Origin of the sequence: Amycolatopsis sp. NPDC059021 (genome assembly GCF_042739895.1) — a bacterium.
In the GTDB taxonomy this organism is placed as follows: Bacteria; Actinomycetota; Actinomycetes; order Mycobacteriales; family Pseudonocardiaceae; genus Amycolatopsis.
Genome location: NZ_JBHYIQ010000018.1, coordinates 101,065 through 117,147, shown reverse-complemented (window position 1 = coordinate 117,147; position 16,083 = coordinate 101,065). Strand labels below are relative to the sequence as shown.

General features: G+C 72.1%; 9 protein-coding genes. 5 read left to right on the top strand and 4 right to left on the bottom strand.

Annotated features, from left to right (window positions below; genetic code table 11):
• Positions 1-5 precede the first annotated feature (5 nt).
• The 4 genes from ACFWX1_RS13705 to ACFWX1_RS13690 form a co-directional block, all read right to left on the bottom strand.
• Positions 6-956, bottom strand: coding sequence for an alpha/beta hydrolase (locus tag ACFWX1_RS13705; RefSeq protein WP_378387060.1), 951 nt, complete (start codon positions 954-956; stop codon positions 6-8).
• Positions 957-974: 18 nt separating this feature from the next.
• Positions 975-1,688 carry a tryptophan 2,3-dioxygenase family protein gene (locus ACFWX1_RS13700; protein ID WP_378387058.1) on the bottom strand — a complete coding sequence of 238 codons (714 nt, stop codon included), beginning with the start codon at positions 1,686-1,688 and terminating at the stop codon, positions 975-977.
• Positions 1,688-2,950: a pyridoxal phosphate-dependent aminotransferase gene (locus tag ACFWX1_RS13695; protein ID WP_378387056.1), complete on the bottom strand. Its 1,263-nt coding sequence runs from the start codon at positions 2,948-2,950 to the stop codon at positions 1,688-1,690. Before ACFWX1_RS13695 ends, ACFWX1_RS13700 begins: the two co-directional genes overlap by 1 nt.
• An 848-nt stretch (positions 2,951-3,798) precedes the next feature.
• Positions 3,799-4,122, bottom strand: a complete 324-nt coding sequence (locus ACFWX1_RS13690) for a LysR family transcriptional regulator (protein WP_378387054.1) — start codon at positions 4,120-4,122, stop codon at positions 3,799-3,801.
• 9 nt (positions 4,123-4,131) lie between these two features.
• Here ACFWX1_RS13690 and ACFWX1_RS13685 point away from each other — a divergent pair, with 9 nt between their 5' ends.
• From ACFWX1_RS13685 to mycP, 5 genes are all read left to right on the top strand, one after another.
• The gene (locus tag ACFWX1_RS13685; protein WP_378387052.1) at positions 4,132-6,822 is read left to right on the top strand and encodes an AAA family ATPase; all 2,691 of its coding nucleotides are present in this window, start codon (positions 4,132-4,134) and stop codon (positions 6,820-6,822) included.
• A 111-nt stretch (positions 6,823-6,933) separates the two neighbouring features.
• Positions 6,934-9,468: an AAA family ATPase gene (locus tag ACFWX1_RS13680; RefSeq protein WP_378387050.1), complete on the top strand. Its 2,535-nt coding sequence runs from the start codon at positions 6,934-6,936 to the stop codon at positions 9,466-9,468.
• A 22-nt stretch (positions 9,469-9,490) separates the two neighbouring features.
• Entirely contained in the window at positions 9,491-11,890 is a 2,400-nt protein-coding gene (locus tag ACFWX1_RS13675) for a right-handed parallel beta-helix repeat-containing protein (protein ID WP_378387049.1), read from the top strand.
• A 21-nt stretch (positions 11,891-11,911) separates the two neighbouring features.
• Positions 11,912-14,632: a hypothetical protein gene (locus tag ACFWX1_RS13670; protein ID WP_378387047.1), complete on the top strand. Its 2,721-nt coding sequence runs from the start codon at positions 11,912-11,914 to the stop codon at positions 14,630-14,632.
• Positions 14,629-15,924 carry a type VII secretion-associated serine protease mycosin gene (mycP, locus tag ACFWX1_RS13665; RefSeq protein ID WP_378387045.1) on the top strand — a complete coding sequence of 432 codons (1,296 nt, stop codon included), beginning with the start codon at positions 14,629-14,631 and terminating at the stop codon, positions 15,922-15,924. Before ACFWX1_RS13670 ends, mycP begins: the two co-directional genes overlap by 4 nt.
• The last annotated feature ends 159 nt before the right edge of the window (positions 15,925-16,083 follow it).

Genomic DNA, 16,083 nt, shown 5'->3' with positions numbered 1-16,083 from the left:
GGGTTTTACGAAGAGGTGCCGTCGGCGGGGGCCGGCAAGCGCTTTGGCGCGGGGTTTTGCTCGAACAGTTTGTCCACTATGGACTTACGAGGCGCGAGGGAAAGGTGCCGCTCGGCGTGTGCGAAAACCGCGTCGCCGAGGCGGGTGTCCGCCTCACCGAGGTCGAAAGGCAGATCGAAATGGTTCCGGCCCGGCACCACGAACTCGTCGACCGACACCGCGCGCGGCTTCGCGGCTTCGGCGAAACATCGGTGCTGCCTGCCGAACTCGCCCGTCTCGTTTTCCCCGATCGCGATCGTGAGCGGGGGCAACCTGTCGGGGAGCAGGAAGAGCGGGCTGTTTCTCGCCGCGGCCGCCTGGTCCAGCCCGAGCGCGTCGTTGATGTAGGTCGGGCACAGCGGTTCCAGGTCGTAGACGCCGCTGAGCAAGGTCGCGCCGGCGAAGACGTCGGCCGGGTGCCGCCCTTCGGGCAGCCAGCCGTCCAGCAGGGCCATGGCTACCAGGTGCGCACCCGCGGAACTGCCGCTGAGGTGGATTTCGCCAGGACTGCCCGGCAGCCGCGCGGCGTTGCGGCACAGCCACCAGAGCCCTTCTCGTACCATCGCCACGATGTCGTCGAGCCGGTAGACGGGGGCGAGACCGTAGCCGAGCGCCGCGAATCCCCAGCCCTCCCTGAGGAAACCCGGGGCCGCGAACGACGAGTCGCCCACCCCGAGTTCCTGCCAGTAGCCGCCGTGGATGTACACCTGCAGCGGGGCGCCGGGGCGGGCCGCCGGGAAGTAGTCGAGTTCCTCGAGCGGCTCGGGCCCGTAGCGGAAGCGATGGCACAGCTGGGTTTCCCTGGCGGCCGAGCTCCGGGTGGTGTACTCGCCGAGATAGCCGGTGATGTCGTCGATGCAGGAACTGGGGGAGTATTCGCGATCGAGGTCCAGCGGGAGGACGTCGTCGAGGGGCATTTCGTGGGCTCCTTCCGCTCAGGCCGTCGGCTGTGCCAGCGCGCGGTGCAGCGTGCTGCGCTGCTGCCGCAGTTCGGGAAAGGGGAGGTGGATCCCGGCGGCGAGGTGTGCCGCACCGGACGTCCCGCCGGTGCCGGGAAGCCCGCCCAGCATCTTGGACATCAGGCCGAGATGAGCGGATTTCCAGCGCCAGAACCGGTTTCCGACGTCGATCAGGCCTTCGGCCACCCGGTGCAGGACACCGGCTTCCGGCCCGAGCCGGCAGATCTCGGCCACCGGCAGCTTCTCCCGGTCGGCCGCGTCGAGGAAGGCCTGGTACAGCCGTCCGGTCTCGCCCTCGCGGCCGACGAGGTCCGAGAGGCGGGCGAACTGAACGGATTCCGCGCCGCTCGCCCTGCCCAGATACGGGCGGAACTCGGCGAAGTGCCGCACCGGAAGCTTTTCGAGCGCGACGAGCTGCTCGAACAGGATGCGCAGCGACTCGGCCGCCCGGTCGAGGAGTTCGGCCGCCAGCTCGGCGTCGGCCCGGCCATACCGCGCGGAGAGCGCGTCGGCGGTGGCTTCGAGGTCGCCGACCAGTTGCTTCAGCCAGAGCTCGCAGGCCTGGTGGACGATGACGAAGAACAGTTCGGATCGCACGACACCGGGTTCGGCATCCGCGGGTACCCGTGGTTCCTGCAAGGACAACAGCGTGTCCAGGTTCAGGTACCGCGCATAGCTCAGCTCGGTCATTACTGGTCCCCCAGGGATTCCGTTGCGAACTCGGTGATCTTCCCGACCCCTTCGGCGAGGCGGCCCGGATCTCCGCAGAAGGCGATCCGGACGAGGCTGCGTGCCCAAGGCGCGGACGTCACCGGCCTGAGCTCGCCGTCGTCGGTGAAGGTCGGCTGGAGTGCGAAACCGGCGCCGGGGACGACCGCGACTCCGTGCCTGTCGAGCAGGCGCGCGGCGAACGTTCCGGCGTCCAGGCCTGACGTGGTGACATCGAGAACGGCGTACCAGCCGCCGGCCGGGAGTTCCGCCAGCAGCCCGCTTTCGATGAGCCGCGGCAGGACGGTGTCACGGTTGTGCCGCACCAGTTCCCGGTTCCGGGCGTAGGAGCCGGGTTCGCGCAGTACGGCCAGCCCCGCGTGCTGGACCGGGGTCGGCGGCGCGAGGATGCCTGCCTCCTGCACGACCTGCATGGCGGCCGCGGTCGCCTCGTCCGCCGTCACCACGTACCCCAGCCGGTATCCGGTCATGGCGGCGCTCTTGGAAAAGCTGAAGACACTGTGGACGATCCGTTCGGCGACCGGCGTGTCCCGTTCGAACGCGGCCACCGAAAGGTGCTCGCCCTCGTAGACGTAGTGCTCGTAGGCCTCGTCGCTGATCACCTGCCAGCCCTGTTCCCGCGCCAGCCGGAGCAAGCGGGTGATCCGCTCGGCCTCCAGGACCGCGCCGGTCGGGTTCGACGGGGAGTTGAGCATCAGCACTTTCGTCCGCGGGCCGGCCGCGGCGAGGACGTCCTCGGGCTCGGGCCGATACCCGGCGCCGAGCCGGTAGAAGACCGGCCGGACCCCCGCCAGCAACGCCTGCTGGACGTGCACGGGCCAGTGCAACTCGGGGAGCAGGATCTCGGCGCCGGGGTCCGCGAGCGAACGGAGAAGAGCCGTCAGTCCCTGTGTCGAACCCGGGGTCACGAACACCCTCGTCGCCGCCGTGTCGATCTTGTTCTCGACGGCCAGCTTGTCGACGAGCGCCTCGCGGAGTTCCGGAAGTCCTTCCACCGCGGTGTAGCGGGTTTCGCCCCGGAGCGCCGCCGCGCTGAGCGCTTCGGCGGCCACGGCGGGCGGGGAGAAGTAGGGATCGCCGACGAAGAGCTTGATCACCTCGCCGCCCTTGTCCAGTTCCCGTGCCCGCGCGGCGCGGAACACCTGGTGCAGACACGACGCGGGAACCTGACCGGCTCGCGGGGACCGTACCGCCGGGGGGACGGCGAGACTGGTCGTGGACATGGGGACCTCCAACACCTGTGCCGGCCGCACTCCGCGCCCCGCCGATGGGCGGCGGACGCGTCGACGACCGCATCGGACAGCGCTTTCCGCTTCGGTACGGCTTGGGTACGGCTTTGGTATGGCGGCCGGGGGATTACGGCCGCGGAAGCCGGCGACGACGCCGGGAAACTGGCGCGTTCAGTCGCTGCGGAACCGCACCGGTTCCGCGCCGGACAGAAGTCCGATGACCGCGCGCTGGGATTGTCCGATTCGGACGCCGGGAACATTCTCCGGCCGGGTGTCGCCGGAACCGCTCGGCCTGATTGCCACCATCAGCACCTCTTGAGCACCAGGGGAGTTACGAGGAGTGTGCGGTGAAGACGGAATTCACATCAGAGAGTTACTTTGATCGGAGCTCTGCGCGCCGACATATGAATTAGAAGAGCTGGTCCGGATGGCGTCAACGGTCCTGCCCTCGTGGGCCTCGCGGCTTATTCGTCCGTGCATAGTGGACTGAAACCTCTGGCGGGGTCGCCCCTGTTTCTGCTAGGGTGCGCGACCCGCGGACAGGATGCGCGGGAATTGCGCCGGATCGAGATGAGGCCGAGCACCGTTTCCCTGCTGGGCGTGTGATCGGCTCGTGACGTCGATGGTGCGTCCGATCGAGCAATTCATCGGTGGTTTGTTCCGCGTTCAGAATGCGGTTTCTCGGTGGCGGGTTTGCTATGGGTGGTTATTGGTACGTCGCGAATGCTCCGTTGGGGCGATCGCTGTCTCTAATGGAGTATTCGCGACGGAGGGGGCGTCCCTGGCTGTGGCGGGCCGCTGGATCCGAGGGCAGGTCTCGCCGGGGTCGATGGGTCCCGGCTTCAGGGGAGGAGAGCGGGACGAAGCGGGTTTCCCAGCTCCGCCTCGAGCTTGCGGATCGACGCACTCAGTGCCGACTGGACGACGTGGACCTCCGGCGCGGCGGCGGTTAAGCTCCCGCTCCGCGCGACGGCGGGGAAGTGCTCGACCTGCCTCAGCTCCCGTGAGCGATGCTCTCGCTCGATCGGCACGTTCGGGCGAACCACGCAGATCACCGAAGACGCGGAGCCGCGGCGATCATAGCGGTAAGCCGTTTGGGCATCACTCACCCTCCGAAAGTCCCCGATCCCGGTCGGCGAGCACTCCGGTCGTCGCGGGCACCGCATGATACGGGCGTGGACGCCGTACTCACCGCTCTCGCCGCGGGCCGGCCGTTCGTCCCGGTCACCGGGCCGACCGGCATCGGCCGGACGACGGCGCTGGGCGAGGCAGGTGAGGAACTGTCCCGGCGAGGGGCGCGGGTGTCGGCGATCCGCTTCACCCGCGACGGCGACGCGGTGCCGGTACACCTGCCCGGCTCCGAGGTGGGCTTCATGCCGCTCGGGCCGGTCGCGGGTGCGCACCGCTCCTCGGAGATCGCGCGGCGGGCCGCTGCCGCGGCCGCCACCGTGCTGGTACGCGGTGGCGGTGAGGCCGCGTTGCTGATCGACGACGCGCAGTGGATCGACCGGGATTCCCGCGCCGTACTCGGCGCGCTGGTGCGACGGCTGGCCGGGACCGCGGTGACCTGCGTATGCGCGATCCGCACGCCGATGCCGGACGAGCAGCGGGACTGGCTGCGGGAGCTGCGCGGTGACGCGCTCGCGACCCCGGTCCGGCTCCGGCCCATGACGACGGAGGAAATCGCCAGGAAGCTCGCGGTGGCAACCCGGGCGAAGCCGGACAGCGACCTGGTCGGCAGGGTCGGTGAGCTTTCCCGGGGGATCCCGGCGGCGGTCCGCGACGCGATCGGGATGCTGCGGCGCGGCGGGGCCGTGCGCCTGATCGGCGGCACCGCCTATCTCGCGCCGATGTCCCGGCCGGTGGAAACCCCACCGGACAACGAGTTTCTCCGGCTGCTGCGCGGCCTGCACCCGAAGGCCGTGGCCGCGGCGACCGCGGTCTCCGTGCTCGCTCCGCTCGGCGAGGCCGTCCCGCGGCTGGTCGCCGAGGTGCTCGAGACGGGCGAGACCGAGGTCGTCGCGCTGCTGGACGACCTGCGGCGAGAGGGCGTCCTGCACCGAGGCCGGAAGGGACGTTCGTGGCGGATTCCCGTGCCGTTCCTCGCCACCGCGCTCAGCGCCGCCATGGGGCCCTTCGAACGTCGCCGGCTCGCGGCCAAGGCCGTCACCGCGGTGTGGACAGGGGCGGCGGAGTGCGAGGATCCGGACTACCTCGCCGATCTGGTCGCCGACGCCGGGCGGCTGATCGACCCCGGCCTCGCCTTCGACTCGCTGCTGGAGCGGTCGGCCGAGGCCGGCGATCGCCTGCCGTTGCGGGCGTCGCGCTGGCTCGGCGCGGCGATCGAGCTCGCGGAGAACCCGGCACAACGGGTGACGGCCCTGCTCGCGCACACCGAACTCTGCCATGCCCGCGGCCAGCACGAACGCAGCCTCCGCGGCGCTCAGCTCCTGCTGACCAGCTTCGCCGATCAGCTCGCACCGGACGTGGCACAGTCGGTCCAGGTGATGGCGGTGCGCGCGCTGAAGAGCGTCGGGGACGACGAAACGCTGGGCAAGATCGCCGAGTCCTGGCGCGGCTGGCAGGACGATCCCTCCCAGCGCCCGGTGACCAGGGCGCTGGCGCTGGCCATGCTGGACCGGTGGGGCGAAGTACGCGACGTGCTCGCGGACACCGGGGAACGCTGGCGCGCCGGAAGCGCCACGACCGTGCTCCACGGGTCGCTGCTCGAAGCGTTCGCGGCGTTGTGGACCGGCCACAGTGGACTGTTCGAGCACCTGTCCGAACGTGACCTCCCCGCGCCCGAAGGTGCGGCGGCACGGGCCGCGCGCAGCCACCGGACCGAGCGGGTGACGGCACAGGCGTCGGCACTGCTGGTCATCGGTGACTCCGCCCGCGCCGGGGAACTGCTGGCCGGTGCGGACCCCGAAAGCCTGCCGCTGGGCGATCGCGCCGCGCTCGCCGCGATGCGGGGCGAGGTCGAGCAGGCCGTCGACCTGGCCCGTCGGGATCGGACGCGCAGTGCCGGCCGCGGCTATCACATCGGGTACTCCGCGACGCAGCTGACGATCATCACCGTGCTGGTGGCGCAGGGAAAGCTGACCGCGGCGCGGGAAATGCTGACGGCCGCGCGGGAGCCGGGCCCCCGGCTGGGCCATCTGCTCGACATCGCCGAGGCGCGGATCCAGTGGGCGCTCGGCGAGAGCGAAGGCGCCAAGGCGAAGCTCCTGGCGTGCGAGCAGGCCGCCGCCGAGCGCGGCCTTGCTGTCGGCCTCGATCTCTGCTGGGCCGAACTGGCCGACCTCGCGCTCCAGACGGGGGATCCGGACGAGGCCAAGCGGTGCCTCGGCGCGATCGAAGAACTCGCCGGGACCATGCCGACGTCCCGCGTGCTGACGCACGCCGCGCTCGTACGCTCCCTTGTGGACGGTGACCGTGCGAGTGCGGAAGAATGTCTCGCCATGGTGCGCCGCCGTGGGCAGCCGCTGGAAACGGCCACGGTGTACGAAAAACTGGTCCGGCACGGTGCCGGTGATCCGGCCCTGCTGAGCTCGGCCTACGAGATCTTCGGCGGGTTCGGCGCACTGCTGCACCGCTCGTGGTCGCGCAACCTCATGCGGGAGCACGGGATCGTCGTGCCGGGGCGCACGCGCACGGCGGCCGAGAGCGAGCACCTGCTGGCCGTCCTCGTCGCCGACGGATTGACGAACAAGCAACTTTCGCTGGCGCTGCGCGTCAGTGAGAAGAGCGTGGAGAACCGGCTCAGCCGCTTGTTCGCGCGAACCGGGTACCGGTCCCGGATCGAGTTGTCGGCGGCGATGCGCGACGGCGGATCCCCGCTGTCCGTGAGAGGCGGCGCCGGATAGAGACCGGATAGAGAAGTCTTGAAGTGAGTATCGGGATGCTCGGTTCCGACACCGGCCGGTCCGCGCCGGTGCGGAACCAGTGGCCTTGGGGTACCGGGGAGGAACATCGGGATGGGACGGCAGCGCACGGGACTCGTGGGCAGGCGGGCCGAACTGGCCGCGCTCCGGTCGGCGGGAGACGGCCGGGCGCTGGTCGTGCTGCGCGGTGAGCCGGGCAGCGGACGGAGTGCCGTGCTGGCACAGGCGGCCGGCGAGCTGATCGACCGGGGGATCTTCGTCCTCGAACTGTCCGGCGCGGCGCCACATCCGGCCTGGGACCGGTACGGCGTCCGCGTCGTCCTCGACGCCATTCGCGAGCGCTTCGAGGACCTCGGCGGTCGTTCGCGGCTCGCCGACGCGATCGACGTGCTGAGCCGCCTGTGCACCGAACAGGCCTACGAGTCCGCCTGGGAACGGTCGCGGCTGGCCACCACGCTCGGCACGGTGTTCCGCAGGCTGGGGCCGATCGCGGTGGTCGTCGACGACGCGGATCGTCTCGCCCAGCCCGCCATCGCGCCTGCCACGGCGCGCCACGCGGGGTGCCTGGTGATCGCCGCGTGTGCCGACGACACCGAACTCGGCGAGGCGGCCGATCTGGCGATCGAACTCGGCGAACTGTCCGAAGAGGACTCCGACGCCGTGCTCCGGCAGGCCGCCGGGATGCCGGTCGACGACACCCTCCGGCGAGCCGTGCGCAACGGTCTCGGTGCGCTGTATGGCAATCCCGGCACCCTGGTGTCCACAGTGGCCGACCTGCGGCGGCGCGAACGGCTGGTCGCGGTGCACGGTCACGTGTGCCTGCGCGATCCGGAGGAACCCGTCGCGCTGCCCCCTGGCCACCGGCTGCTCGCCGAGCTGGACGCCTGCGGACCGCTCGGCCACGACCTGGTGCGGCTCGCCGGGGACGCCGCCTTCGGCGTGGACGAGATCCCGTTGCTGGCCGCGGCGACGGGACGTTCGACACTCGGGTACGGGCGTGCGGCCGACCGGCTGGTCGGCGCCGGGGTGCTCGGCGCCGACGCCGACGGGCTGCTGAGCGTCCGCTGCCCGGCGCTGCGCGCGGCCGTGCCGGGCCCGGCGAGCGAAGCACTGCACCGGGCGATCGTCGGCCATCTGCTCGACGCGGACGGCGAGCGCCCGCTTGTCCTCGCCCGGCATCTCGCGGCCGCGGGCACGACGGTCCCGCGGCGACCGGAGCTGGCCGAGCGGCTCCGCGACGGGACGCCGGACACCGCCCAGCGGTACGCGGCCTGGTGGCACGCCGAGGACGGCGAAGACCGCTCTCACGCGGCGGTCGGCCTGGTCCGCCACTTCGTCCGCACGGCGGACTACGCGGGGCTGGCGCGCTTCGTCGGCCAGGTGCCCTCGGGCGAGCTGGACTCGGCGGATCTCGCCGCGGCGGCCGCGCTGGCCGCGCTCCACTCGGGACGCCCGGTCCCCGCTTCCGTCCGCGCCGCGGTGACCGCAGGCGGGGAGGTTCCCGCCGCGATCGCGTTCTGCGATCGGTGGTTCGCGGGCGGGCAGGCGGAGTTGACCATCGGCGATGTCGAGCGGGCTTTCGCGCCGCTGCGGCATTCGCCTGCCCTGCCGACGATCGAACGCCGGACCCGCGGCCTCGAGCACGCCTTCGCCCTGCGCGACCTGGTCCCGGTGCTCGCTTCGGTGCTCGGCGCGGATTTCGGCACGCCCGCCGACGGCCCGCTCGCCGCGTACCACCGGGTGCTCACCGGGTACGCCGACGGCGACTGGACGGCGGCGCTCAGCGCGGCGCGGGAACTGGAACTCGATCCGCGTGCCGACGCGCTCGCCCGGCAGAGTGCCCGTCTGCACGCCGCGGAGATGTGCTCGTGGCGTGGCGAGGACCAGCGCGCGGCGGCCTGGCTGGAGTCCGTTCCCGCCGGGGAGTGCGCTTTCCCGGTGCTGCGCTCCTGGGTGGCCGCCGGAACCCGGCACAACGCGGGCGACAGCGCGGGGGCACTGCGCGAGGGTTTGCGGACCCGTCGTGGCGGCCCCGGCACTTCGCGGCTCCTGCGCAGGATGGCGACGATCGCGATGGACGCGGACAAGCCGTTGCAGGCCCACCGGGTCCTGGCCGAGATCGAACGGACGTACTCGCGCGACTCCAGCCTCGAGGCGCTGGAAACCGTGTCCTATGCGCGGGGTCTGGTCAACGGCGACCGTGCCGGGGCGCGGGCGGCCGAGCACCTCGCGCGCAGCGGCGGCAACCGGTTCGAGCTGTCGCTGGCCTGCCAGCTGGCCGGCAGCACGGCCGCCGAACCGGCGCCGTGGCTGACCGAAGCGTTCGAGATCGCGCAGTCGATCGGCGCGACGAAGCTGACCGCGCGGGTCAAGCGATCGCTCCAGGACAGCGGGGGTGTGGTGGCCGAACAGCGGGACCGCCGCGAGGACCTGTCGGAGACCGAGCTGCGGATCATCGAGCTGATCCGCCTCGGCCGGACGAACCGCCAGATCGCGATCGCGGTGCGGATGAGTGAGAAGACCGTGGCGAAACACCTCACCAGGCTGTTCGCCAAGGCGGGTTGCCGGACGCGGCACGGGCTGGCCACGTCCGATCTCGGCGGGCGGCCGCAACCGCTCGGCGCGTGAGTCTCGGGACGATGGAGGAGTTGTGAGCAGTAACGTCATCGCGGTCACCCAGGCGCCGGGACAGGGGCACCGCACGATCGCCGAGGCGATCGACCACGCGCACGACGGCGCGGTGATCGTGGTGGGCCCCGGCCGCTACGCCGAGAACCTCGTGCTGACCAAACCCGTCACCATCACCGCGGAGAACGGGCCGGGCACGGTCTGGATCGTCGCGGCCACCGGCGTCACCGTGTCGCTCCAGGCGGACTCGGCGGCATTGTCGGGGGTCACCGTGGTCGCCGCGGACGCGGACAGCCCGGCGGTGCTCGTGATGAGCGGTCAGCTCAGCGTCACCGAATGCACGGTCGAGGCGTCGAGCTGGGCTTCGATTTTCGTGCGGGACCAGGGAACCCTGCTCATGCGGTCCAGCGAGGTGCGCAACGGTGCCGGGGCGGGGGTCGTGGTCACCTCGCCCGGGGGCGGGGTGCTCGACGACTGCCGGCTGACCGATCTCGGCACCTCCGCGGTCGTGGTGGCCGAACAGGGCGGGCTGCTCGTCCGGTCCTGCGTGGTGGGACCGGCGGCGGCCAACGGGATCTGCCTCAACGGCCAGGGCAGGCTCACCGTGGAGGACACCACGGTGTCGGGCGCGGGCAAGCCCGCGATCGCGGTGGAGCAGCAGGCCGCGCTCACCGCGACCAGGCTCGCCGTGCGCGACACCACCGCGATCGGCTTCTACCTCGCGACGTCGGAGCAGGTGGTGCTCGAGGACTGCGCGGTCGAGGGCGCGGGTGCCGAAGGGATCTTCGTCGCCGAAGGCTGCGCCCCGGCCCTGCGCGGCTGCCGGGTGCGGGGGACCCGGGGACGCGGGCTGCACTTCATGGGACGGGCGTCCGGTTCCGTCACCGGCTGCGAAGTGTCCGAAGTGGACGGTATCGGGATCGGGGTGACGGAACGGAGCCTGCCCGAGTTCTCGCAGGTCTCCGTGGCCGGGTGTACCGCGTCCGGTGTCCGGATCGACGACGGCTCCGATCCGTTCTTCCGCAGGCTGCAGGTGCGGGGCTGCGACGGCGCGGCCGTCGAGGTGGACGGCGGTGCCCGCGGCAGGCTGGAGAACATCGAGGTCGAAGGCGGCGGAGCGGGACTGTCCGTGTCGGGTGCGGCGCGACCTTCGGTCAGCGGGCTGAACACGCGTGACGTCGCGGGCGCCGCTGTCCGGGTGGCGGACGCGGCACTGTCGCTTTCGGACAGTCAGCTCTTCCGCTCGGGTGCGGAGGGGGTGCACGCGGGCTCGGGCGCGGACCTGTCGATGACGCGCTGCCGTGTCCAGGAAAGCAAAGGGGCGGGCTGCACGTTCGCCGAAGGCGCGTCCGGCAGCGTCCTGGACTCCGAGTTCTCCGGCGGCTCCGCCGACGGGATCCTGCTGGAGACCGGGGAAGCCGTCACGGTGAAGGGCTGCACGGTCCGGGACAACCACGGCAGCGGTATCCGGCAGCTCCGGCCGAGCAAGGCGATCGAGGTGCTGGATCTGATCAGCGGCGGCAACCTCGCCAACGACGCTTACGGCACAGCCGCCTCCGTCGGTGCCACGCCGCGGGCCGTCCCCGCCGAGGACACGCAAAAGCGGCCGGCACTCGGATCCGATCCCCTGGAAGAACTTCAAAGCCTGGTCGGGCTCGCCGGGGTGAAGAGCGAAGTGACGTCGCTGGTCAACCTGAACAAGATGGCGAAACGGCGGATGGACGCCGGGCTGTCCGCCCCGCCGATGGCGCGGCACCTCGTGTTCGCCGGGGCACCCGGTACCGGCAAGACCACCATCGCCCGGCTGTACGGCCAGATCCTCGCCCAGCTCGGTGTGCTGCGCGTGGGGCATCTCGTGGAGGTGGCGCGGGCCGACCTGGTAGCCCAGATCATCGGCGGCACCGCGATCAAGACCACCGAGGCGTTCAACACCGCCCTCGGTGGCGTGTTCTTCATCGACGAGGCGTACGCGCTCAGCTCCGGTGGCGGCGGCACCGGCCCCGACTTCGGCCGCGAGGCGATCGACACGCTCGTGAAGCTGATGGAGGACCACCGCGACGACGTCGTCGTGATCGCGGCGGGCTATTCCAAGGAAATGACCGAGTTCCTCTCCGCCAACCCCGGGATGGAGTCGCGGTTCAGCCGCACCATCGAGTTCGCCAACTACACCCCGGAGGAACTGGTGACGATCGTGCGCGCGCAGTGCGGCAAGCACGACTACCGGCTCACCGAGGGGGCGAGCGCGGCGCTGCTGAAGTACTTCGACGAGATTCCGAAGGACGGCACGTTCGGCAATGGGCGTACCGCACGGCGGGTGTTCGAGCGGATGACCGACCGGCAGGCCTCCCGCCTGGCGACGACGAACGCCGACGCCGCGGACCTCACCCTGCTGACCGAGGACGACCTGCTGTCGATGAGGTGAGCCGTGCCGAGAGGAGAGACGATGCATCAGCAACACCCCGGCCTCTTGGTCGTCGAAGAGCACGAGGCGCACCGGCGCCACGTGCTCGTCCGGCGTCGTGACGAGGCGGGCCTGGATCGGCTGCGCATCGGTGCGGTACCGCTGTCCGACGGTGAGCTGCTCGTCCTGGCGACCCCCGGTGCGCTTCAGGTGCCGTCGCTGGCGTCCGCCCTGCCCGGGTTGTTGCGCGAGCACCTCACCGGCATCGAGCTGCTCTGGCTCGGTGTCGGCGGTCTCGCGGCCGACACCGAGGCGGCCCAGCGCCTCGCCGAGGAACTCGGCATCGAGATCGCCGCGCCCGACGGCGGGCTCGTGGCGATGCCCGGCGCGGCGCTGTACGCGGGGCACGGCGCGGGCGGTACCGGCTGGCACCGGTTCCGTCCCGATCAGCTGGTGAGCTTCCACGGGGCCCGGTTTCCGTTGCCGGAGTGGGAATCCTGGCTTCCGGCCGGGCCGGTTTCCCTTGGCGACGTCGTGGCCATGCCGGTACCGTGCGGCCTGCTGGTCCGCGCCGCCTCCGCCGAGGGGGCCACCGCTGCCGGCACCGCCTTCGACATCGCGGTCAACCAGCGGTTCCCGAAGATCGTCGTCATGACGCCGTCCGTGGCCGGAGTCGGCGCGCTGCTCGAAGGATTCCCGCCGAACCCGGTCATGGTCGTCCCCGCGACGCCGGAGGCCGCGGCGCACACCTGGCAGACCGAACTGGCCCTGCGGCTTTCCCGGGACGTCGTGTTCAGCGCCGGACCGCAACTCGACGGGACGACCGTCGTGCCGGGCGGTGCGTTCCGGCCCTTTCCGATCGTGTTGCGGCAGGCCGCCGATGGCGGGGATCAACAGGTGCTCGCCGTCGCGCCGCCCCCGCCCGGCTGGGAACGGGAGGGAACGCGGTCCTACCGGCTGGCCGAGGGTGGCGGCGATCCGGTGCTCGCCGACGTCGTGCCGTCCGGGCTGGTGCTCCGCGCGGCGGAGGGGGACGCCGATCCGGACGCTGCCGCCGCGCCCTTCGATCCCGCGCGCTGGACGCTGACGGTGGGGGCGGCGGGGCGGCCGGTCGGCCTGCCGGTGCTGGCCGCGGCGGAGCGGCTGCTCGCAGCTCTCCCGGACAGGGAACGCGCGGCGGTCCGGGTGCGGATCGCGGGTGTCCCCGATCGCGAGGCCGCGCACGCGCTCGACCATCGTGCGGCGAACCGGAAACCGGCGCCGCCTTCGGGGCCTCCGCCGTCCCGGCCGCTCAATCCGAGCCGTCCCGTCCCCGGACCGTCCACATCGGACAGGGTGGCGCCGCGGCGGGCTCTCCGGACCGAGCTGCCGGGTTCCGTGCCTGCTGCGGGGTGGGCGCCGGGTGGTGCTCGGCCGGTGCCGCCTGCTGGTCCGGTTGGTCCCGTGGGGCCGCGCCCCGGTCCCGCGCCGCGGGCCGCCCCCTTCGATCTGGATGATGTGGCGTCTCGGCGTGCTGTCCGCACCGTCGAGCTGCCGGACTCCGCGCCTGCTCGCCCTGCCGCGGGGCGAGCGCCGGGTGGTGCTCAGCCGGTGCCGCCCGTCGTGCCGCCGGTGGTGCCCCCCGCCGCGGCCGCGCCGCCGTCGATCATGACGTCGTCGGGTGCCCCGGTGTCCACTGTGTCCAGTGGAATGGCATCGTCCACTGTGGTCGGTTCGCCGAAAAGCTCGCCACCGAGCGAGGAACCGGCCGCCGAGACGGTGCGCATGGAAACGGTCGAGCCCGATGCGGAACCGGAGGCCGAGACGGCGCCGCCCGTCGCGCCGTCACCACTGCCGCCATCTCCCGAGGAACCGGACGTGCCGCTGCCCGCGCCACCGGTCGATCGGGAACCCGGCGCTCCGGCGTCCCCGGCGCTCCAGCCGGTCGCGGTGCCGGTACGGGCCAGCACCACCGCCGAACAGAACCGGTTCGTCACGGCGGCGGGCGAGGACTTCGGCATCGCGCTCGCGACGGTGAACGCGGCGCTGGCCACCTGGCCGTCGATGCGGGTGGACGAATCGCCCGCGGGCAAGGCGGACTACGTCGCGGTCTGCCTTTACCTCAGCCGGGGCGAGGGTGCCGCGAACCTGGTCAACGGCGCGCTGCGGACCGGCGAGGGCGCGGTGCTGGACGGCCAGATCCCGTGCCTGATGTCGGGCCTGCGGCGGTTGCCCACGCATCGGCGGGCGGTGCTGCGGCAGGGCAAGGTGTCCGAGTCGCTCGAACATCGCGGCGATCCCGGCACGGTGCTCACCGAACCGGGTTTTCTCGCCGCCAGCATGGATCTCGACGTCACCGTCCCCGGTGCCGACCTCGATGTGCTGATCTGGCCCGCGTCCGCGCGCCGGACGTCGGAGCTGATGCTGAGCCGCCCGGTCGGCGAGGCGGTGTTCACCGCGGGGGCCCGGTTCAAGACGCTGGCTGTCCGCTCCGTGTCGGATGAGGAGCAGGAGGAACCCGAGGACGATCCCGACGCACTGAGCGCGCCGAAGGTCGCGGTCCTGTTCCGCGAGCTGGCACCGGGGGAGACGCTGGAGTCGGCCGACCTCGACGACCGGGATCGCGCGGCGCTGGCGAAACTCGACAGCGTGCTGGCGGGACGTCGCAGCGCCGCGCTGCGGCTCGTCGAGGATCCGGACACGATCGCCCGGCTCACCACGTCGATGGTGCTCTGGCGGGACGAGGCGGCGGGCGAAGGCAAGCCGGTCGCGGTGGCCTCGTGAAGAACACCGTGAAGTCCGGCGTGGTGCTTGCCGTCGGCTTGCTCGCGACGGGTGTTCCCGCGCACGCGGCACCGTCGCCACCCCCGTCGCCCCCGCCGTCCTCGTCGTTGCCGCCCGCTTCGTCTTCGGCGCCTCCTTCGGGGAAGCAGGACAAGCAGGTGCAGTGCCTGCCGCCGCCGCGGACCGTCGATCCGTCCGTGCCATGGGCGCAAAAGCAGCTCTCGCCGGAACGGGTGTGGCCGCTGACCAACGGCGCGGGCGTCACGGTGGGCATCGTCGACACCGGTGTCGACGCGTCGGTACCGCAATTGCGGGGCGGGACCGTGCTGAAGGGCGTCGACACGACCAAGCCGGGCAGGGGACCGGCCGACAGCGACTGCTACGGGCACGGCACCTTCGTGGCGGGCATCATCGCCGCGTCCCCGGCGAGCGGCACGGGATACGCCGGGGTGGCGCCCGGGGTGCAGATCCTGCCGATCCGGTGTGCGAACACGGACGACCCGAAGAAGGACGGCGCGCTGACGCCGGAGGGGATGGCGCTCGGGATCAGGGCCGCGGTCGACGGCGGTGCGCGGGTGATCAACGTTTCGGCCAGTACGACCGAGGAGAACCCGCAACTCGCCGCCGCGGTCGAGTACGCCGCGAGCCACGACGTCGTGCTCGTCGCCTCCGCCGCCAATACCGCGAAACAGGGCGATCCGGTGACCTATCCGGCGTCCTACCCGTCGGTGATCGCGGTCGGCGCGGTGGACGAAGCGGGCCAGCACGCCGATTTCTCCCAGACCGGACCGTTCCTGTCGCTGGTGGCGCCCGGGGTGAACGTGCTCGGTCTCGGCCCCGGCGGGCCAGGACACTGGCAGGGCAACGGGACGAGCTACTCCGCCCCGTTCGTCGCCGGGACCGCCGCGCTCGTGCGCGCCTACCGCCCCACGCTGAACGCCGCCCAGGTCAAGCGCCGGCTGCTGGCCACCGCGACCCATCCGGCCGCGAAGCTGCCGGATCCCGCGCTGGGCTGGGGAACGGTGAACCCGATGGCGGCGGTGACCGCCGTGCTCCCCGAGGAAGGCGCCGCCGGGATCACCGCCGTCGTCCCGCCGGGCGCCCGAGGCGTCGGCGTCGTCCCGCACGACGAACTCGGCCCGGTCCTGGCCGTGGCGGGGGTGTTCGGCGCGCTGTGCCTCGTGCTGACGTTGTTGCTGCTGACCCGGGTGTACCGCTCCGGCCGCAAACGCCGCTGGCGCCCCGCCCGCGTCCTGGAAGTCGCCTCGCCGTCCCCGTCCCCGGAGAGCTAGGCGACTTCCCTTCCGTACCACCAGAGATCGGGCCCGTCCGGACGACCGGGCGGGCCCGCCGTCCTTTGTGGACTAAAGTGCCGTGTGTGGGGCCCCGCACAGGGGGGGTGGGGGGTGAAGGGGCGGAAAAGGGCCGCCCGGGGGGGACCAGCCCGGCGG